At 69.2% G+C, this 17942-nt stretch carries 18 protein-coding genes; 10 read left to right on the top strand and 8 right to left on the bottom strand.

Translation table 11 applies throughout. The features are described 5' to 3' along the window. Positions 1-3 precede the first annotated feature (3 nt). Positions 4-1023, top strand: a complete 1020-nt coding sequence (locus IRG63_RS00910; protein WP_168627989.1) for an endonuclease/exonuclease/phosphatase family protein — start codon at positions 4-6, stop codon at positions 1021-1023. 3 nt (positions 1024-1026) lie between these two features. Continuing rightward, the gene (locus tag IRG63_RS00915; RefSeq protein WP_193508917.1) at positions 1027-2499 is read left to right on the top strand and encodes an aminopeptidase P family protein; all 1473 of its coding nucleotides are present in this window, start codon (positions 1027-1029) and stop codon (positions 2497-2499) included. A 101-nt stretch (positions 2500-2600) separates the two neighbouring features. Here IRG63_RS00915 and IRG63_RS00920 read toward each other — a convergent pair whose 3' ends face one another. Continuing rightward, the gene (locus tag IRG63_RS00920) at positions 2601-3101 is read right to left on the bottom strand and encodes a general stress protein (protein WP_227411683.1); all 501 of its coding nucleotides are present in this window, start codon (positions 3099-3101) and stop codon (positions 2601-2603) included. A gap of 28 nt (positions 3102-3129) precedes the next feature. Between IRG63_RS00920 and IRG63_RS00925 the strand changes: the two genes are divergently transcribed. From IRG63_RS00925 to IRG63_RS00935, 3 genes are read left to right on the top strand one after another with little or no spacing between them, the layout of a single operon-like run. Next, complete coding sequence (locus IRG63_RS00925; protein WP_168627991.1) at positions 3130-4449, top strand: magnesium transporter MgtE N-terminal domain-containing protein; 1320 nt, start codon at positions 3130-3132, stop codon at positions 4447-4449. After that, positions 4439-4954 carry a DUF1003 domain-containing protein gene (locus IRG63_RS00930; RefSeq protein ID WP_168627992.1) on the top strand — a complete coding sequence of 172 codons (516 nt, stop codon included), beginning with the start codon at positions 4439-4441 and terminating at the stop codon, positions 4952-4954. The genes IRG63_RS00925 and IRG63_RS00930 overlap by 11 nt, the downstream gene beginning before the upstream one ends. After that, positions 4951-6051 carry an Mrp/NBP35 family ATP-binding protein gene (locus tag IRG63_RS00935; protein ID WP_193508918.1) on the top strand — a complete coding sequence of 367 codons (1101 nt, stop codon included), beginning with the start codon at positions 4951-4953 and terminating at the stop codon, positions 6049-6051. The genes IRG63_RS00930 and IRG63_RS00935 overlap by 4 nt, the downstream gene beginning before the upstream one ends. A gap of 25 nt (positions 6052-6076) precedes the next feature. On the opposite strand, the gene IRG63_RS00940 is transcribed toward IRG63_RS00935, so the two are convergent. Then, a complete protein-coding gene (locus tag IRG63_RS00940; RefSeq protein WP_193508919.1) occupies positions 6077-6727 on the bottom strand; it encodes a hypothetical protein in 651 nt (216 codons plus the stop codon). Positions 6728-6933: 206 nt separating this feature from the next. Between IRG63_RS00940 and IRG63_RS00945 the strand changes: the two genes are divergently transcribed. Beyond that, a complete protein-coding gene (locus IRG63_RS00945) occupies positions 6934-8079 on the top strand; it encodes a sensor histidine kinase (RefSeq protein WP_193508920.1) in 1146 nt (381 codons plus the stop codon). Continuing rightward, positions 8076-8735 (top strand): response regulator transcription factor, encoded by a 660-nt coding sequence (locus tag IRG63_RS00950; protein WP_193508922.1) that lies wholly within the window; start codon positions 8076-8078, stop codon positions 8733-8735. The genes IRG63_RS00945 and IRG63_RS00950 overlap by 4 nt, the downstream gene beginning before the upstream one ends. Positions 8736-8741: 6 nt before the next feature. Here IRG63_RS00950 and IRG63_RS00955 read toward each other — a convergent pair whose 3' ends face one another. Both IRG63_RS00955 and IRG63_RS00960 read right to left on the bottom strand, forming a co-directional pair. Then, the gene (locus IRG63_RS00955; protein ID WP_193508923.1) at positions 8742-10226 is read right to left on the bottom strand and encodes an aminotransferase class V-fold PLP-dependent enzyme; all 1485 of its coding nucleotides are present in this window, start codon (positions 10224-10226) and stop codon (positions 8742-8744) included. Continuing rightward, the gene (locus tag IRG63_RS00960) at positions 10219-11601 is read right to left on the bottom strand and encodes an MFS transporter (protein WP_193508924.1); all 1383 of its coding nucleotides are present in this window, start codon (positions 11599-11601) and stop codon (positions 10219-10221) included. The genes IRG63_RS00955 and IRG63_RS00960 overlap by 8 nt, the downstream gene beginning before the upstream one ends. Before the next feature lie 25 nt (positions 11602-11626). On the opposite strand from IRG63_RS00960, the gene IRG63_RS00965 reads away from it, so the two are divergent. Then, complete coding sequence (locus tag IRG63_RS00965; RefSeq protein WP_193508925.1) at positions 11627-13174, top strand: succinic semialdehyde dehydrogenase; 1548 nt, start codon at positions 11627-11629, stop codon at positions 13172-13174. An 89-nt stretch (positions 13175-13263) separates the two neighbouring features. Here IRG63_RS00965 and IRG63_RS00970 read toward each other — a convergent pair whose 3' ends face one another. Further along, on the bottom strand, positions 13264-13623 hold the full coding sequence (locus IRG63_RS00970) for a Sec-independent protein translocase TatB (protein WP_168627999.1): 360 nt from the start codon (positions 13621-13623) through the stop codon (positions 13264-13266). Positions 13624-13686: 63 nt separating this feature from the next. Here IRG63_RS00970 and IRG63_RS00975 point away from each other — a divergent pair, with 63 nt between their 5' ends. Beyond that, positions 13687-14316 (top strand): O-methyltransferase, encoded by a 630-nt coding sequence (locus IRG63_RS00975; RefSeq protein WP_193508926.1) that lies wholly within the window; start codon positions 13687-13689, stop codon positions 14314-14316. Positions 14317-14415: 99 nt separating this feature from the next. Here IRG63_RS00975 and IRG63_RS00980 read toward each other — a convergent pair whose 3' ends face one another. From IRG63_RS00980 to dapE, 3 genes are all read right to left on the bottom strand, one after another. Continuing rightward, the gene (locus IRG63_RS00980) at positions 14416-14589 is read right to left on the bottom strand and encodes a DUF3117 domain-containing protein (protein ID WP_168628001.1); all 174 of its coding nucleotides are present in this window, start codon (positions 14587-14589) and stop codon (positions 14416-14418) included. Between the two features lie 83 nt (positions 14590-14672). Further along, entirely contained in the window at positions 14673-15878 is a 1206-nt protein-coding gene (locus tag IRG63_RS00985; RefSeq protein ID WP_370566146.1) for a hypothetical protein, read from the bottom strand. After that, positions 15860-16924, bottom strand: a complete 1065-nt coding sequence (dapE, locus tag IRG63_RS00990) for a succinyl-diaminopimelate desuccinylase (RefSeq protein ID WP_168628003.1) — start codon at positions 16922-16924, stop codon at positions 15860-15862. Before dapE ends, IRG63_RS00985 begins: the two co-directional genes overlap by 19 nt. Before the next feature lie 32 nt (positions 16925-16956). On the opposite strand from dapE, the gene dapD reads away from it, so the two are divergent. Continuing rightward, entirely contained in the window at positions 16957-17910 is a 954-nt protein-coding gene (dapD, locus tag IRG63_RS00995) for a 2,3,4,5-tetrahydropyridine-2,6-dicarboxylate N-succinyltransferase (protein WP_193508927.1), read from the top strand. The last annotated feature ends 32 nt before the right edge of the window (positions 17911-17942 follow it).

The raw sequence follows: 17942 nt of genomic DNA on the forward strand, positions 1-17942 counted from the left end.
GCCATGATTCGCCGTGTTCTCGCCGCCGTTGTGCTCGCAGTGGTCGGCCTGGTGCTGCTCGGTTTCGCGTGGCCACAGCTGTTCGGCCTGCAGGATGCGCCGTTCTTCGCCCAGGTCGTCTCGCTGCGCGCGCTGGCTGGGCTGTGCGCTGTTCTCGGTCTGGCGGTGCTGCTGCTGGTCGCGCTCCTCGTGCCCGCCGCCCGCCGGTTCTGCATGGCCTTGTCGGCGCTGCTCGCCCTCTTCATCGGCATCTCGGCGGCGGTGCTCGGCACCCGCGGCTTCGGCGACACCGCCTTCGAGGAGAAGCAGCCCGGCGACGTCACCGTGCTCGCCTGGAACACCCTCGGCGACGCCCCCGGCGCCGAGGAGATCGCACGAGTCGCGCTGGAAACCGGCGCCGACATCGTCTCACTGCCGGAAACCACCGCGCAGACCGCGGTCGCGGTCGCCGAACTCATGCGCGACAGCGGCAGGCCGATGTGGGTGCACTCGCTCGCCTACGACCTCATCTCGAAGGCCCGGTCGACGTCGCTGTTGACCAGCGTGGAGCTGGGCCAGTACACGTCCGATCCGCATGCGCGCACGACGAGCGTGCTGCCGACCCTGGTTGCAACCCCGCTGAACGGCGACGGCCCGACGATCGTCGCGGTGCACGCCGTGTCCCCCACCACCATCCAGTTGCAGAACTGGCGCGAAGACCTGCAGTTGATCGCCGACCTCTGCAACGGCAGCAACGTCATCATGGCGGGCGACTTCAACGCGACCCTGGACCACTTCAGCAACTATGGGCATCCGGATGGCGGCGACCTCGGCGCGTGCTACAACGGCGCCGACGCCACCGGCAACGCCGCCGTCGGAACCTGGCCGACCACGCTTCCCGCGCTGGTCGGCGCGCCCATCGACCACGTGATGGCCACCGACAATTGGCGGGCGACCGGCGGTGCCGTGATCCAAACGGTCGACAATGCCGGCAGCGACCACCGCCCCATCGTGGTGCAGCTCAGTCGCACTGAGGGAGAATAGAGCATGGCCGAATCCAAGAACCCCGCTCCCCGCGCGACCAGCAACCGCTCCACGACGCCCGGCAGCGACGTCTTCAAGAGCTACATCTCGCAGCACTGGGCCGACCGGGAGGACAGCGTTCCGTCACCGCGCGAGCACGCGCTGTTCGCGGCGAAGCGGCGCGCCCGGATTTCCGAGTTGTACCCGGGCAAGCGGCTGATCATCCCGGCCGGGGCCGCGAAGGTGCGGTCCAACGACACCGACTACGCCTACCGCGCGCACTCCGCGTTCGCCCACCTGACCGGCTGGGGCTCCGATTCCGAGCCGGGCTCTGTGCTCGTGCTCGAGCCGACCGGCTACGGCCACGAGGCGACCCTCTACTTCCGGGAGCGGGCCGGCCGCGACTCCGACGAGTTCTACGCCAATCCGGACATCGGCGAGTTCTGGATCGGCGCGCGCCCGTCGCTCGCGCAGGTCGCCGGTGACCTCGGCATCGAGTCACGCGGCATCGCCGACTTGGAGAGCGTGATCGACAGCGTCGACGCGGACACGCTCATCGTGCGTGAGGCCGATCGTGACCTCACCGACCAGATCGACGGGCGTCGGCTGTTGGCGGCGGATGCCGAGTCGGTCGACAACGATGGGGATGCGCAGCTCGCACGTGACCTCTCCGAGTTGCGTCTGGTCAAGGACGAGTTCGAGGTCGAGCAGATGCGCCTCGCCGTCGCCGCGACGAAGAAGGGCTTCGACGATGTCATCGCCGACGGTCCGGAGATCATCGCGCACCCCCGCGGTGAGCGGCTGGTCGAGGGAACCTTCAACCGGCGCGCACGCGCGGAGGGCAACACGGTCGGCTACGACACGATTGCGGCATCCGGCGCGCACGCGTGCATCCTGCACTGGACCCGCAACGACGGCCCGGTGCGTGAGGGCGACCTGATCCTGCTGGACGCGGGCATCGAATTGGACAGCTACTACACCGCCGACATCACCCGCACCCTGCCGATCAACGGCACCTTCACCGACGTGCAGCGCACGGTGTACGAGGCCGTGCTGGAGGCGGCGGATGCCGCGTTCGCGATCGTGCGTCCCGGCATCCGGTTCCGGGAGATCCACCAGACGGCGATGGCGGTCATCGCGCGCAAGACGGCCGAGTGGGGGCTGCTGCCGGTGTCGGCCGAGGAGTCGATCGAGCCGGATGCGCAGTACCACCGCCGGTACATGGTGCACGGCACCAGCCACCACCTGGGGATGGACGTGCACGACTGCGCGCAGGCGCGACGCGACATGTACCTGGACGGCGTGCTCGAGCCGGGCATGGTGTTCACCATCGAGCCCGGCCTGTACTTCCAGCCGGATGACCTGACGGTGCCAGAGGAGTTCCGCGGCATCGGGGTGCGGATCGAGGACAACATCCTGGTGACCGCCGACGGCGCCGAGAACCTGTCCATCGGGATCCCGCGCACCGTCGACGACGTCGAAGCCTGGCTGCGCTGAGACCCCGCCAGTTCATCGAGTCGGGAGTTGTGGCCCTTATCCGCGCGTCAAAACGGCAACAACTCCCGACTCAATGACGGGCCCACTCAAATGACGCGGCACTACGGCGCGGCGCGGGTCAGGAGTTCCTGAGCCCGGATGGTGAACGCCGGGTCCACGATGACCTCATAGCGGCTGGCGACCACCTGGTTGGTGGAGGTGAAGTCGCGCCGACGGCGGTTCAGCGAGTAGCTGACGAGGCCGAACATCATCCCGAAGCCCGCTCCGATGAGCACCGCCGCACCGATGTAGAGCACCGCGTTCGGGGTCGGCGTGAAGATGAACAGCAGCAAACCGAAGAACAGCCCGAGCCACGCGCCGCTCGCGGCGCCGGCCAGCGCCGCCCTGCCGTACGACATCGAACCGGTCACCCGCTCCACCGACCTCAGGTCGCTGCCGACGATGGAAATGTGCTTCACCGGGAATTCGGCCTTCACCAGACGATCGACGACCGCCTGGGCCTCCTCATAGCTGTCGAAACCGCCGAGCACGTCCCCTTTGGGAACCGTGGGCAAAAGCCGCCCACGACGCGGCACACCACTCTGACTCGTCACCTCAGTCATTCTTCCATGCGGCGGGTACGGTTATAGCGTGAACGCCACCAGAGTCTTCGTCGCCAGGCTCGCCGGCAGCGCGGTCTTCGACCCGGCCGGCGACAAGGTCGGGCGCGTGCTCGACGTGCTCGTCGTGTACCGCCGAAAGCTGGCTCCGCGCGTGGTCGGTTTCGTCGTTGAAGTCCCCGGACGTCGTCGCATCTTCCTCTCCATCGGCCGGGTGACGAGCATCGGCAGCGGGCAGGTCATCACCACTGGGCTGATCAACCTGCGCCGCTTCGAGCAGCGCGGCGGCGAGGTGCGTGTGATCGCGGAGATGCTCGGCCGCAATGTGACCCTCGCCGATGGGTCGGGCACCGCGACCATCGAGGACATCGCGATCGAAGAGGCGGCGCCCGGCGAATGGGCGATCGGCGAGCTGTTCCTGCGCCGGCCGAAGACCAGCCCATCGCCGTTCGCCAAGGGCTCGACCGTGTTCGCCCGCTGGGAGGAGGTCCGCGAACGCACTCACCCAGGCGAGGCCCAGTCGTCCAGCCAGCTGCTGGCCACCTACGAAGACCTGCTGCCGGCCGACCTCGCCAATGCGCTCCTCGACCTGCCAGAACAGCGGATGCTCGAGATTGCCGAGGAACTCAGCGACGACCGACTGGCCGACGTGCTCGAGGAGATGCCGGAGACAGAGCAGGTCGAGATCCTGAACAACCTTCCGGATGCCCGTGCAGCGGACGTCCTCGACCAGATGCAGCCGGATGACGCCGCCGACCTGATCGCGCAGCTGAGCGAGGAACGCGGCGAGACCCTCCTCGAGCTCATGGAGCCGGAGGAGGCGGAGGACGTCCGGATGCTCCTCGCCTACGCCCCGGACACCGCCGGCGGTCTGATGACGACCGAGCCGGTGATCGTCTCGGCCGACACGACCGTTGCGGAGGGCCTCGCCCTCATCCGGCGCGCCGACCTGGCCCCCACTCTCGGTGCCGCCATCTGCGTGACCCTGCCGCCGTACGAACCGCCGACCGGGCGCTTCCTCGGTGTCGTCCACTTCCAGCGGATGCTGCGCTACCCGCCCATGGAACGGCTGGGCACCATCCTGGACCAGAAGCTCGACCCCGTGCGCGCCGATACGTCGGCGGCGGAGGTCAGCCGCATCCTCGCCAGCTACGACCTGGTCTCCGTGCCGGTCGTCGATGATCAGCACCACCTCGTGGGCGTCGTCACCATCGACGACGTGCTCGACTACCTGCTGCCTGAGGACTGGCGAAGTCACGACGAGGATGAGCCCGCGAAGCTCATCCGCGCGGATACCAGCCCGATCAGTGTGGTGAACAGGCCGAAGAGGAGGACGACCGATGGCACGTGACAACCGTGACGACCTCTCCTCGCCGAAGGGTCTGCGCGGTCCCTTCGTGCACCGGCTCGGCCAGCCCAGCGATCGGTTCGGCCGGTTCACCGAGTCCGTCGCGCGCGCAATGGGCACCCCCTGGTTCCTGCTCGCGCTCACCCTGTTCTGCGGCGCGTGGCTCCTCTACAACGTGATCGCCCCGGTGCAGTGGCGCTTCGACTCCGCCGCGCTCGGGTTCACCGCGCTCACCCTGATCCTGTCGCTGCAGGCGTCCTACGCTGCACCGCTCATCCTGCTCGCGCAGAACCGGCAGGACGACCGCGACCGAGTGCAGATCGAACAGGACCGGCAGCGCGCAGAGCGCAACCTTGCCGACACCGAGTACCTGGCGCGTGAGGTCGTCGCCCTCCGGCTCATGGTGCGCGACCTGGCGAGCAAGGACTTCATCCGCGCCGAGCTGCGTGCCCTGCTCGAGGAGTTGGAGCGCGACAAAGACACCGAGAAGGCGGAGACCGACGGTTGACTGACCTGGTCGCATCCGTCCGCTCCGCCCTCACCCGGGTCATCGATCCCGAGATTCGCAAGCCGATTGCCGAGCTCGGGATGATCGGTGGCGTCGCGGTCAGCGATTCGCATGCGACGGTCGACATCAAGCTGACGATCGTCGGATGCCCGGCAGCCGACACGATCGAACGCGATGTGCGTGAGGCGGCGGGCTCGGTCGCGGGGATCACGGCTGTCACGGTGAACGTGTCCGTCATGTCCCCGGAGGAGCGCACCGCGCTCACCGAGCGGCTGCACGGCGCACGCCGCGGCAGTCAGTTCCCGCCCGACTCGCTGACCCGCATCTACGCGATCACGAGCGGCAAGGGCGGTGTCGGCAAGTCGACACTCACCGCGAACCTCGGCGTCGCGCTCGCGGCCCGCGGGCTGCGCGTCGGCATCGTCGACGCCGACGTGTTCGGCTTCTCGATCCCCGGCATCCTGGGCCTCGCCGACGCCAAGCCGACCAAGGTCGGCGACATGATCCTGCCGCCGATCGCGCACGACGTGAAGGTCATCTCGATCGGGATGTTCGTCGATGGCTCCGGCACCGCCGTCGCCTGGCGCGGGCCGATGCTGCACCGCACGATCAACCAGTTCCTCACCGACGTGTACTTCGGCGACCTGGACGTGCTGCTGCTCGACCTGCCGCCGGGCACCGGCGACGTGGCCATCTCGATCGGGCAGCTGCTGCCGCAGGCCGAGGTGGTGGTGGTGACCACACCGCAGGCAGCCGCAGCTGACGTTGCCGAGCGCAGCGGCGTCGTCGCCCGCAAGACAGGGCAGCAGGTGATCGGCGTTGTGGAGAACATGGCCGGGCTGGTGCAACCGGATGGCACGGTGCTCGACCTGTTCGGAACCGGCGGCGGTGCGGCGACAGCAGAGCGCCTCGGGGTGGCGCTGCTCACGTCGGTGCCGCTCAGCGTGCCGCTGCGCGAGGGAGGCGACACGGGCGCTCCCGTGGTGCTGACGCATCCGGATGACCCGGCCGCCCGAGCGATCAACGACCTGGCCGCAACGCTCGCGGTGCGCCCGCGCGGCCTCGCCGGCCGGAAACTCGGCCTGCGCGTCACCTGACCGCGGCTGCCCCCGCCGGACTCCGTCAGGCGTTGGCCGCCTCGGAGGGCAACGCGTCGGGTGCCGGCACCTGCGGCATCGCCAGCAGCCGGAGCGCGATCCCGCCGAAGCCGACCGTGAGGAGCGCGTACAGCGCGATGCCATCGAACGGCGTTGGTGCGACGAACTCGGAAACCAGTCCGAGGATCACCACGATGCTCGCCCACAGCGGCGCCAAGCCGGCGCGCCAGAGCGCGATGACCAGCAGAATCGTGCCGATCTCGGTGAGCACCAGCATCGGCAGCAGGACCGCCGTGAACCCAACGCCCTCGAACAGCGCCTCGGAGAGCGCCCCCGCGCCGGCACGATCCTCGGCCCGCGCCATCGGAAGCTGCGACATCACCATGCCGACGATGGCATTGTGCATGACCCAGCCGACGGCTGCCGCGAGTGCCGCCGCGGCGCCCCACCGGGATCGGCGCTCGGCGAGCCGCCCTCGCAACGCGAGCACTGCAAGCACGAACAACGTGAACGACACCAGCAGCAGCAGGTTGGCGACAAGGAACCTGGTCGACTCAGCCTCGATCACCCCCAGTCGCGCAGCGCCGTCAGCCGGCAGCTCCGGAAGCGTCAGGGTGGCGGCGAGGCCGAATATCGGTGCAGCGATGAGGGCGATGGCGCCCGCGCGGTGCGACATGGAAGCTCCTTGGTCGAGGTGAATCGGAACACCCCACGGTACGGACGGCCCGGAATGCTGTCGTCGGCTGACGCGGCGAACCCGGTACGACCCTGGTCGTACACGCTCTAGCCCCACGGTCGATGGCCCGGTGGCGCATCCGTTGGTACGGTGATCGAATGTCGCAGCCGGGTCGAGGATTCAGCCGGCTTCCGCGTGGGCGTTCGATGCCCAGCGTCCGTCCGTGGATTGTCGATCTCGTGCTGGCCGGCCTGCTTGTGGCGGCCGGATTCGTCCAACTAGCCAGCGACGGCTCTCTGACTGAATTCGGCGTGCTCGGAATGCTGGGAATGACACTTCCGGTGGCCTGGCGGCACACCGCCCCGTTCACCGCCGTCACGGTCGGCTGGGGCGTCCTCCTCCTGGAGGAGGGCTTCGGCGGGGACATCACCAGTCAGGGCTACGGCGCGGTGATCGCGCTCATCCTGACGCTCTACACAGCCGCGGCGCACACCGAACGACGGCGCGCCCTCGCCGCCCTCGCTGTCGCACTGCTCTGCGACTGGCTCGCCGTCGCACTCGCCGACGAACCGTCCGTCGCCAGCTTCGCATTCACCACCCTCATCGTGATCGCTCCCTGGGGCGCAGGCCGCATCATCCGGGATCGCCAGCAGCACATCGAGGAATTGCGCTCGCTGTCCGCCGCAATCGAGCGAGAGCGCGAGGAACGCGTGCGCGAGGCGACGATCGCCGAGCGCGAGCGGATGGGGCGGGAGATGCACGACGTGCTCACGCACACGCTGAGCGTGATGGTCGTGCAACTGGGTGCCGTCACCCGGATCCTGGAACGCGACCCGATCGCGGCTCGGTCGACCATCGAGTCGGTGCGTTCTACCGGCAAGGATGCGCTGGCCGAGCTGCGCTTCCTGCTCGGTCTGAAGTCCACCGGGTCGGGGCCGGGGAGCGCGCCGAATCCGGGCCTGGCGCGGATCGAAGAACTTGCAGAGGCGATGCGCCGCTCCGGTCTTCCCACCGACATTTGCCTCGACATTCGAGACGGTGGTGTCGAGCGGCTGCCCCAGCCGATCGACCTCGCGGCGTACCGGATCGTGCAAGAGGCGCTCACCAACACGCTCCGTCATGCCCCTGGCGCCAGCGCAACCGTGACGATCGGCATCACCGGCGATCGCCTCGACGTGCTGGTCTCCGACACCGGCGGGCAACCGCGCCAGCCGTCGGCAACCGGGGGCGGTCACGGCATCGACGGCATGCGAGCACGAGCGCGACTCTGCGGCGGCGAGCTGACGGCAGCGCCGGATCCGACCGGCGGGTTCACGGTGCGCGCACTGCTGCCGACCGGAGCGACGGCGTGATCCGCGTCCTCGTGGCCGACGACCACCCGCTCGTCCGCAGCGGATTCCGCATGATCCTCGAATCGGAGCCCGACCTCGAGGTCGTCGGCGAGGCTGCGCACGGCGGCGAGGTGATCGATTATCTGCGCAGCCACAGCGTCGACGTCGTGCTCATGGACATCCGGATGCCGCAGGTCGACGGTCTGGAGGCGATCCGCACCCTCGCGGCGCAGGGCATTGCGGCCAAGGTGCTGGTGCTGACGACCTTCGACGCCGACGAGTACGTGCACGAGGCACTGCGCGCCGGAGCGAGCGGATTCCTGCTGAAGGATGTCGATCCGGTCGACCTGGTGCACGCCGTACGCACTGTTGCCCGGGGAGGTGCGCTCCTGGCGCCCGGGGTGACGCGCAGGCTTGTTGAGCGGTTCACCCGCGGCCCGGCGCCCGGCGCACTGGACCCCTCGCTGCGCGGGCTGACCGAGCGGGAGCTTGAGGTCTTCACCCTGGTGGCGCGCGGGCTCTCGAACGCCCAGTGCGCCGCGCGCCTCTCGATCAGCGCCGCCACCGTGAAGACCCATGTGACGCGCATCTTCGCGAAGCTGAATCTGCGCGACCGGGCACAGGCGGTGGTGCTCGGCTACGAGTCCGGGCTGGTTCGGCCCGGCGACCCGGTGTGACCCGGCTCAGGCAGCGGGTTCGACCAGCCGCGCGAGCAGTTCGGTCAACAGCCGCTCGGTGAGGGCCGCGGGCAACGCCTCGATGAGCGCCATGAACGGCGCCATCCGGTCGGGCAGCGTCCCACCGTCCGCGCCGAGGCCGATCGCCTGGAGGATCGCGCCGGCGGCATCCGAACCCAGCGGCAGCGGGTCGGCGGCACCGAGACCGGCGACCCCGACCAGCCCGGCCGGCAGCGACGCCAGCACCTGCTCCGCTGACACCGGCGGCACACCCCGCACCTCAGCCGCGGCCGCGATCAGGGCGGCACTCAACTCAGGCAGCACTTCGGCGGTCACCGGGGTGATGGTCAGGTGGGTGGTGCGCGGCAGCCTGCTGCCATCCGGCTGCTGGAATCCCGGCTGCAGCTGCAGCAGAAACCCGTGCTGGCGCACCCGGTCGGCCCAGTGGTGCGGGTCGACCCGCCGGTCGGCATCCACCGACTCGTCGGTCGCGACGGCGAACAGCGGCCCGACCGGATCGCCGACCACCCGCAACCCCTCGGTGCCCTCAACCACCGCGACCAGCGCGGCGGTCGACGCCGCCGTCGACGCGGCCAGCTCGGCGAAGCCCGACCGTCCGAGCGCGCCGATGATCGCCCACGCCGCGGCGAGCGCGCCGGCCGACTTCGACCCGAGCATCGTCGGGTTGACGACCGGATATCCCGGCCAGAGCGTGGTCGCGAAGTACTGGGCCCGATGCCGGTCGCGTCCGCGATGCAGCAGCACGGATGCACCCTTCGGTGCGTAACCGTACTTGTGCAGGTCGGCGCTGATGCTCGTGACACCGGGCACCAGGAAGTCCCACGGCTCGGGCGTGTCCAGCCAGGGCAGCACCCACCCGCCGATGCAGGCGTCGACGTGGCAGGAGATGCCGCGCTCGGCAGCGGCGGCCGCCACCCGCCCGACCGGGTCAAGCCCGGCGAACGGATAATTCGGCGCCGACACCACCACAAGCGCGACATCCGGGCCGAGCCGATCGATCAGGTCGTCGGCGGACACCACCCCGTCGGCGTCGACCGGAACCAGGTCCAGCTTGAGCCCGAAGTAGTGCGCCGCCTTCTGGAATGCCGCGTGGGCGGTCACCGGCGCAACCAGGCGACCCCGGGCATCCGGATGCTCCCGCTGCCACAAGTCGCGCGCGGTCTTCACCGCGAGCAGGCAGCTCTCGGTGCCGCCGCTCGTAACGTTGCCGACGACGTCGTCGTCACCGTGCAGCATGGTGCGCGCGAAGGCGATGACCTCGCGCTCCATCGTCGCGACCGAGGTGAAGGTGGTCGGGTCGAGCCCATTGACCGGCTGGACCAGGCGCATCGCGTCGGCCGCGAGCTCGTCCAGCTCGGCCAGCCCGGAGTCGTAGACGTAGGACAGCACGCGCCCGCCGTGCGTCGGCGCGTCAAGAGCGCGCAGCTCGCCGAGCCGGGCCAGCAGGTCGGATGGCCGCCGTTCAAGCATCCTGCGTCTCCTCCGCCGCCGGCTGCTCGATGAACGCGCGGCGCAGCCCATACCGGGACAGCGACACCAGGCTGACGGCGATGATCGCCGCGGGCACGACGCTGAAGCTCAGCACGATACCGGCGACCGCGCGCGGCGTCTGTTCGATGTCGACACCGGCGACCGACTCGGCGTACCCGGTGAGGGCGAGCACGATGGTCAGCACGGTCGCGCCGAGCGCCATGCCCGCGGTCTCCCCGGCGGTCCACACGCCGCTGAAGGCGCCGGCCTTGCCCTCGCCGGCGCTGCGGGCGTCGTGCGAGATGACATCCGGCAGCATCGCCATCGGCAGCGACTGCATGCCCGCGTAAGCGGCACCGGCGACCGCGACCGGCACGTACACCCAGGCGCCGGGCTCCCACAACATCCCGGTGAGGCTGAGCGCGGCCAGCCCGAACAGGATGCTCGCGAACATGAACGCGCGCTCCTTGCCGATGCCGCGCGCGATGAGACCCCACACCGGGGCGGCGAGCAGCGCCGGGGCGATCAGCGCCACGAACAGCAGCGTCACCGCCCGCTCACTGTCGAGCACCCAGGTCGCGACGTACTGCGCGCCGGCGAGCATGAGCCCGGTTGCCAGGCCCTGCAGCACGAAGGTGAGCAGCAGCGCCCGGAACGGCTGACTGCGCTGCAGCGCCCGGATGCCGCTGCGATAGTTCTCGGCGATCGACACCTTCGGCGCCGGGCCGGCCAGGTCGACGCCGCGCGGCGCGACGGAGCTGGACACGTACATGCCGGCACCGATTACCAGACCGGCCACGACCGCCATCAGCAGGTAGCCGAGGTGCTCGCCACCGCCGAGCGCGCGCAGTTCTGGGCCACCAGCGCCGAACAGCAGGATCGCGAATGTGAGCACAACAACCCGCCAGGTCAGTAGGCGTGTCCGGTCGTCGTAGCTGCTGGTCAACTCGGCGGGAAGGGCGATGTAGGGCACCTGGAACAGGCTGAACGAGGTGGCAGTCAGTATGAAAGCCAGCAGCACCCACACGCCGGAGACCACCGGGTCCAGCCCGGCCGGCACCGCGAAGGTGAGCGCGAAGAACACCGGGAGCGTGACCGCGCCGATCACCATGAAGCGGCGCCTGGACCCGGTGTGTGCGAGGCTGCGGTCGCTTTGCGCGCCGAGGATCGGGTCGATGATGACGTCCCAGATCTTCGCGGCGGTCACCAGCACGCCGGCGAGCAGCGCCGCGACCCCGAGGGTGTCGGTCAGGTAGTAGACAAGCACCAGCCCTGGCAGGGTGCCGAAGCCGCCGGTGCCGATCGACCCGATCGCATACCTCGCGATGGTCTTCTTCGGCAGCGTCGATTGGGCGGAGCGCGACGGTGCGGTCATGCGAAGAAAGTGTAGCGTTACCCTCATGTCGGCCTTGCCCGTTACCCGCGCCGCGACCGAGGGTCACCGCGGCCTCACCGCAACCAGCGGCGAAACCGCCGCGGTCAACCAGCCGTTCACCGGCGAGCTGCTGCACGAGCTTCCCCTCAGTTCCCTCGACGACGTCGCGGATGCCGCGGCGCGGGCCCGCCTCGCCCAGTTGTCCTGGAGCCACGCCGGCTTCGAGCACCGCCGTAAGGTTCTGCTGCGGGCCCACGACCTGCTGCTCGAGCGTCGCGAGGAGCTGCTCGACATCCTGCAGGCGGAGACCGGCAAGGCCCGCCTGCACGCCTTCGAGGATCTCGGCATGGGCGTCACCGCGACGCGCTATTACGCCATCATCGCGCGCGACACCCTCCGCACCCGCGCCCGCCGCGGTCTCGTCCCGCTCGCCTACCGGACCAGGGTCGGCTACCGCGCCAAGGGCCTGATCGGCGTGATCACGCCCTGGAACTACCCCATCGCACTGGCGCTGATGGATGTCGTGCCCGCACTCGCATCCGGCAACGGCGTGCTGCAGAAGGCGGACAACCAGGGTGCTCTCACGACTCTGGCGGTGCGGCAGGCGTTCATCGACGCCGGGCTCCCGTCGGACTTGTGGGGTGTTGTCGCCGGGCCGGGAACTGAGATCGGCGGTGCGGTGATCGACGCCGCCGACTACGTCGCCTTCACAGGGTCCACCGCCACCGGCATTCGGGTCGGCACCCACGCGGCAGCGGCGCTCAAGGGCGCGTCGCTCGAGCTGGGCGGGAAGAACCCGATGATCGTGCTCGACGACGTCAACGTGACTTCGGCGGCGAAGGATGCGGTGAACGCGTGCTTCTCGTCGATGGGCCAGTTGTGCGTGTCGATCGAGCGCATCTACGTGCAGCGGCCGATAGCTGCGGAGTTCATCGCCGAGTTCGTTGCGCGCACCGAGAGCCTCACGCTGGGAGCGGCGTATGACAACTCGGTGGATCTCGGCTCCCTGACGCTGCCGAGCCAGCTCGAACACGTTGAGGCGCACGTTCAGGATGCGGTCGCGAAGGGAGCGACCGTGCTCACCGGTGGCAAGCGTCGGCCGGAGCTCGGCCCGCTGTTCTACGAGCCGACGGTGCTGACCGGCGTCACCGAGCAGATGGAGTGCTTCGCCGCCGAGACCTTCGGGCCGGTTGTCGCGATCAGCGTCGTCGACTCCGAGGAGGAAGCGATTGTCGCGGCCAACGACTCGGAGTTCGGGCTGAACGCGTCGATCTTCAGCGGGTCGCGGGCGCGCGCCCGCCGCCTGGCCGATGGGCTGCAGGCGGGGACGATCAACATCAACGAGGGCTTCCGGGCGACCTTCTCCTCTGTGGACGCGCCGATGGGTGGAGTGAAGCGCTCCGGACTGGGCCGCCGCAACGGTCCGGAGGGGCTGCTGCGCTACGTGGATGCGCGCACCGTGTCCGAGGCGACCGGGCTGTTCACCCTGCCCCGGACGGGCGCCGAAGCTGCGCGCCTGGGCGGGCTGACGCTCGCGGCGCTCAAGGCGCTGAAGTTCCTGCGCGCCCGCTGACCGCCCGTTCCCGCTCGCGCGGGTGCATCTTCCACGCGCGCGTCCAGTTTGACCCGCGCGGGGGTGTTCGACCCGCGCGCCGCTTCGGGCTAGGTGGCCTCCATGTCGAACGGAGCCTGCTTGCCCTGCTCCTCGAGGCGACGCTTGCGCTTCGCGTAAGCCGATTCCATCCGGGGCATGGCCGGGGCGGGCTCCGGTTCCTCGATGAGGGCTTCCCGGATGATGCGGCGCGGGTCGTACTGGCGCGGATCCAGTTTCTTCCAGTCGACGTCGTCGAAGTCGGGGCCGAGCTCGTCTCGCATCCGGTCCTTGGCGCCATCGGCCATTCGCTTGAGCGATTTCACCAGCCGGGCGAGCTGCGACGCGTAGTGCGGGAGGCGGTCCGGACCGAGCAGGAAGACCGCAAGCACGCCGATGAGCAGCAGCTTCTCGAAGGTCAACCCGAACACTCCACCAGACTAACCGTTGCGGGCCTCCGGCGGCCGTAGAGTGGTGGGCGACAAGGAGCGCATGTGACCGACAAAGTGTCCGATTGGAAGTTCGCCGAGGATCTCGTGCTTGAGCACGAGGACATCATGCAGGCGCGCGCGCAGTCGATCGAGCTCGGCGTCGAAGCTGTCTCCCCTGCCACCGGTGCGCAGCTGGCGGTGATCGCCGCGGCCACGAACGCCGAGAACATCATCGAGATCGGCACCGGTGTCGGCGTAAGCGGACTGTGGCTGCTGACCGGCGCCCCGAACGCGGTCCTGACCTCCATCGACATCGAAGCCGAGCACCAGCAGACGGCGCGCAAGAACTTTCTCGACGCGGGCATCCCGGCGAATCGGCTGAGGCTCATCACCGGTCGCGCGCGCGAGGTGCTGCCGCGCATGAATGAGCAGGCCTACGACATCGTCCTGGTGGACGCCGACCCCGCCTCGGTCATCGAGTACGTCGAGCACGGTCTCCGCCTGGTGCGGATGGGCGGCACGGTGCTGGTCGCACACGCGCTCTGGCGCGGGCACGTCGCGGACCCGGTGCGGCGCGACGACACGGTCGCGGCGTTCCGCACGCTGCTGCGCGAGACATCCGCGTCGGATGCCGTGATCAGCGCGCTCACGCCGGTCGGCGACGGGCTGCTCCAACTCGTGCGGGTCGAATAGCACCGCCGGCCAGCGCCCGGAATGGACTAGCCGCCCGGAATGACTGCGGCGCGCCAGTCCCATGGACCGGCGCGCCGAAGAGGTATCGACTTGTCGAGGTCAGCTTGCGGTGACAACGCCCGCGAGCGCGTCGTGAAGCTCCTTGGCCTCTGCGTCGTTGACTGAAACCACCAAGCGGCCACCGCCCTCGAGCGGCACTCGGACGATGATGAGCCGACCCTCGCGAACAGCCTCCATCGGTCCGTCACCGGTCCTCGGCTTCATGGCTGCCATGAATGGTCCCCTTTCGTGGATTTGTAGTCTCCATTATCTCGCATTCTGGGCGGGTCATGAAACGGACCCTCAAAAACGGCCGATCACGGTGGTGTCCAGTCGCGTCCGTCGATCCACCAGCAGTAGTACAACCACACCCACTGGCCGATGATGAAGACGATCAGGATGGCGACCCGGTAGACGCGCGAGCGCGGCTGGGCGAGCGCCCCGACAAGCGGGAACATCGGCATCAGCAGGCGGAACGTGCTCGACTGCGGGAAGAACACCGCGAGCAGGTAGATGCCGTAGCTGGCTACCCACAACCGCAGGTCGACGCCGATGCGCTTCGCCCACGGCGTGAACAGGAAGGCGAAGAACGCCACGACAACCAGTCCGAGAACGATGAACCCCATCGGTCCGGTCATCCACCATCCGGCGCTCTGGATCCACGGGGTGAACGGCACCAGCTCGCTGTAGCCGATGTACGGCGCGCGCCACGCCAGTTCGGTGTCGGTGTACGCGGTGAACGAGCCGGTGACCGACCAGGCGATGATCAGCCACATGAACCCCATCACCGCGCTGAACGCCGTTGCGACGACGGATGCGATTCGCTCGTGTGCCGGGAACGGGTCGCGGTACCGGATCCACCAGCGGTGCATCACGTGCAGCCCCAGGAACAGCGCGAACGCCAGCCCACTCGGCCGGGTGAGCGCCATCACGGCAATGATCGGCAGCAGCGCGAGGTAGCGCCGCTGCACCAGGAGGGTCAGGGCGACGATGAGCAGGAAGAGGTGCATCGCCTCGGCGTAGCCGACCTGCAGCAGCGGCGACAGCGGCGCGAAGCAGAACAGCGCAACCGAGAACAGCGCGGTGCCGACCGGCAGGCCGACGATTCGCATGAGCCGATGGAAGGCGAGGGCGGCCGCGAGCGAGAATGCCACCGACACCACAACCGACCAGAACGACCACGGCAGCCCGGTGAGCAGCATGAGCGCGCGCACCAGGAACGGGTAGACCGGCATGAACGCCCACGAGTTCTCGCGGACCTGCCCGTCGTCGGTGAGCGGCAACTCGGTCGGGTAGCCCGCGACGGCGACGTAGTGGTACCAGGTGGCGTCCCACAGCTGGGCGAAGGAGAAGTAGTCCGGATGCGCATCCGTCCACGCGTTCGCCGGCTGCCTGGCGGCGAACCAGAGCAGCAGGCTCGTGCTGACGACCCGCGACAGCGCCCAGATCACGACCACCTTGACCCATGCCGGGGTCAGTCGGTAGCGGACCCTGACGGCGGTCGTCAGGCGCCGGTCAGCCACGCTCGCAGTCCCCGCTCGACCTCCGTCACCTGCGCGAGTTCGACCCGCTCATCGTCGGTATGGGCGAGGAGCGGGTCGCCTGGACCGTAATTCACGGCCGGGATGCCGAGCGCGGCGAATCGTGCGACGTCGGTCCAGCCGTACTTCGGTTTCGGTTCTCCACCGACCGCGGCGAGGAATTCCTGCGCGAGCGCGTCGGTGAGCCCGGGGCGTGCACCGTCGGCCGCGTCCACCAGGGTCAGCTCGAACCCGGCGAACACCCCGCGCACATGCGCGAACGCGTCATCGATGCTGCGGCTCGGCGCGAAGCGGTAGTTGACCGACACGACGCACTCGTCCGGGATGACGTTGCCCGCGACACCGCCGCTGATGCCGACGGCGTTGAGACCCTCCCGGTAGACGAGCCCGTCGACCTCAATCTCCTGCGGCTCGTACGCCGCGAGCGCCGCCAGGATGGGCGCGGCAGCGTGGATCGCGTTCCGCCCCACCCACGCGCGCGCCGAGTGGGCACGCACCCCGGTGGTGCGGATGTCGACCCGCATGGTTCCGTTGCAGCCGCCCTCGATGAGCCCGCTGGTGGGTTCACCGAGGATGGCGAAGTCGCCAGCGAGCAGGTCCGGCCGGTTGGCCGCCAGACGCCCGAGCCCGTTGAGGTCGGCGGCAACCTCCTCGTTGTCGTACCAGATCCAGGTCACGTCGACGCTGGGGTCGGTGAGCTCGGCGGCGAGCTTCAACTGCACCGCGACCCCTCCCTTCATGTCGACGGTGCCCCTGCCCCAGAGCACGTCGCCCTCCAGCCGGGTCGGCAGGTTGTCGTTCACCGGCACAGTGTCCATGTGGCCGGCAATGACGACACGGCGCTCACGACCCAGCCGCGTGCGGGCGACCACCGCGTCGCCGTCCCGGATGACCTCGAGATGGGCGAGTGGCCCGAGTGCCTGCTCGATCGCATCCGCCAGCGCTCGCTCGTTGCCGGACACCGACTCGATGTCGCACACCGCCCTGATGATCTCGGTGGAGGCTGCGGACAGGTCAAGGCGGGTCATCCGGCCAGTTTATTGGTCGCTAGCCTTGAGGTATGGCCGAACGAAATGCGTGGGGATACGGGATTGCGACAATCGCTGGCGACGGGACGGTGCTCGACACCTGGTTTCCCGAGCCTGCGCTCGGCACGTTTCCGGCCGACCGCGACCCGCATTTCGCGCCAGCCGAGCTGGAGGCGCTGACCGGCCCGGACGAGCGCCGCGACGTGCGGCTCGAGTTCATGACCGTGCGGATCGAGCTGGACGCGCCGGCCTCGTCGACCCCAGACGCCTACCTCCGCCTGCACCTGCTCAGCCACCTGCTGGTCAGGCCGAACAGCATCAACCTCGACGGCATCTTCGGCCAGCTGCCGAGCGTCGTCTGGACGAACGCCGGCCCGGTGCATCCGGATGCCTACTCCCGGCTGCGTCCGGTGCTCTCACGCGCGGGCATCACCGCGACGAGCCTGGACAAGTTTCCGCGCCTGATCGACTACGTCGTGCCTGCGGGAGTGAGGATCGCCGACGCCAACCGCGTGCGCCTGGGCGCACACCTCTCCCCCGGGACGACCGTCATGCACGAGGGTTTCGTGAACTTCAACGCCGGGACGCTAGGCGCTTCCATGGTCGAGGGCCGGATTTCGCAGGGCGTCGTGGTCGGTGACGGCTCGGACATCGGCGGCGGGGCCTCGATCATGGGCACGCTCAGCGGCGGAGGCACCGAGCGCATCAGCATCGGCGAGCGCGCACTGCTGGGCGCGAACTCCGGGATCGGAATTTCGCTGGGCGATGATTGCGTCGTCGAGGCGGGCCTGTATGTCACCGCGGGCACCAAGGTGCAGCTGGTGGGTGCCGCCCCGCGTCCGGATGGCACGCCGGCCTCGGTCAAGGCAAAGGAGCTGTCCGGTAGGCCCGGTCTGCTGTTCCGCCGCAACTCGCTCACCGGAGCGGTCGAGGTGCTGGAGCGTTCAGGCGCTGGCGTGCAGCTGAATGAGGCCCTGCACGCCTAGCCCCGCCGCAAGTCACCGAGTTGCCCACTTCC

Origin of the sequence: Cryobacterium sp. BB736 (assembly GCF_014980265.1) — a bacterium.
Taxonomy (GTDB): Bacteria; Actinomycetota; Actinomycetes; order Actinomycetales; family Microbacteriaceae; genus Terrimesophilobacter.

Coding starts and splice junctions, on each gene's coding strand:
- IRG63_RS00965 (WP_193508925.1), top strand. CDS start 11,627: ATGTCGGCCTTGCCCGTTACCCGCGCCGCGACCGAGGGTCACCGCGGC.
- IRG63_RS00940 (WP_193508919.1), bottom strand. CDS start 6,727: ATGTCGCACCGCGCGGGCGCCATCGCCCTCATCGCTGCACCGATATTC.
- dapD (WP_193508927.1), top strand. CDS start 16,957: ATGGCCGAACGAAATGCGTGGGGATACGGGATTGCGACAATCGCTGGC.
- IRG63_RS00945 (WP_193508920.1), top strand. CDS start 6,934: ATGCCCAGCGTCCGTCCGTGGATTGTCGATCTCGTGCTGGCCGGCCTG.
- IRG63_RS00980 (WP_168628001.1), bottom strand. CDS start 14,589: ATGGCAGCCATGAAGCCGAGGACCGGTGACGGACCGATGGAGGCTGTT.
- IRG63_RS00960 (WP_193508924.1), bottom strand. CDS start 11,601: ATGACCGCACCGTCGCGCTCCGCCCAATCGACGCTGCCGAAGAAGACC.
- IRG63_RS00915 (WP_193508917.1), top strand. CDS start 1,027: ATGGCCGAATCCAAGAACCCCGCTCCCCGCGCGACCAGCAACCGCTCC.
- IRG63_RS00955 (WP_193508923.1), bottom strand. CDS start 10,226: ATGCTTGAACGGCGGCCATCCGACCTGCTGGCCCGGCTCGGCGAGCTG.
- IRG63_RS00930 (WP_168627992.1), top strand. CDS start 4,439: ATGGCACGTGACAACCGTGACGACCTCTCCTCGCCGAAGGGTCTGCGC.
- IRG63_RS00910 (WP_168627989.1), top strand. CDS start 4: ATGATTCGCCGTGTTCTCGCCGCCGTTGTGCTCGCAGTGGTCGGCCTG.
- IRG63_RS00920 (WP_227411683.1), bottom strand. CDS start 3,101: ATGACTGAGGTGACGAGTCAGAGTGGTGTGCCGCGTCGTGGGCGGCTT.
- dapE (WP_168628003.1), bottom strand. CDS start 16,924: ATGACCCGCCTTGACCTGTCCGCAGCCTCCACCGAGATCATCAGGGCG.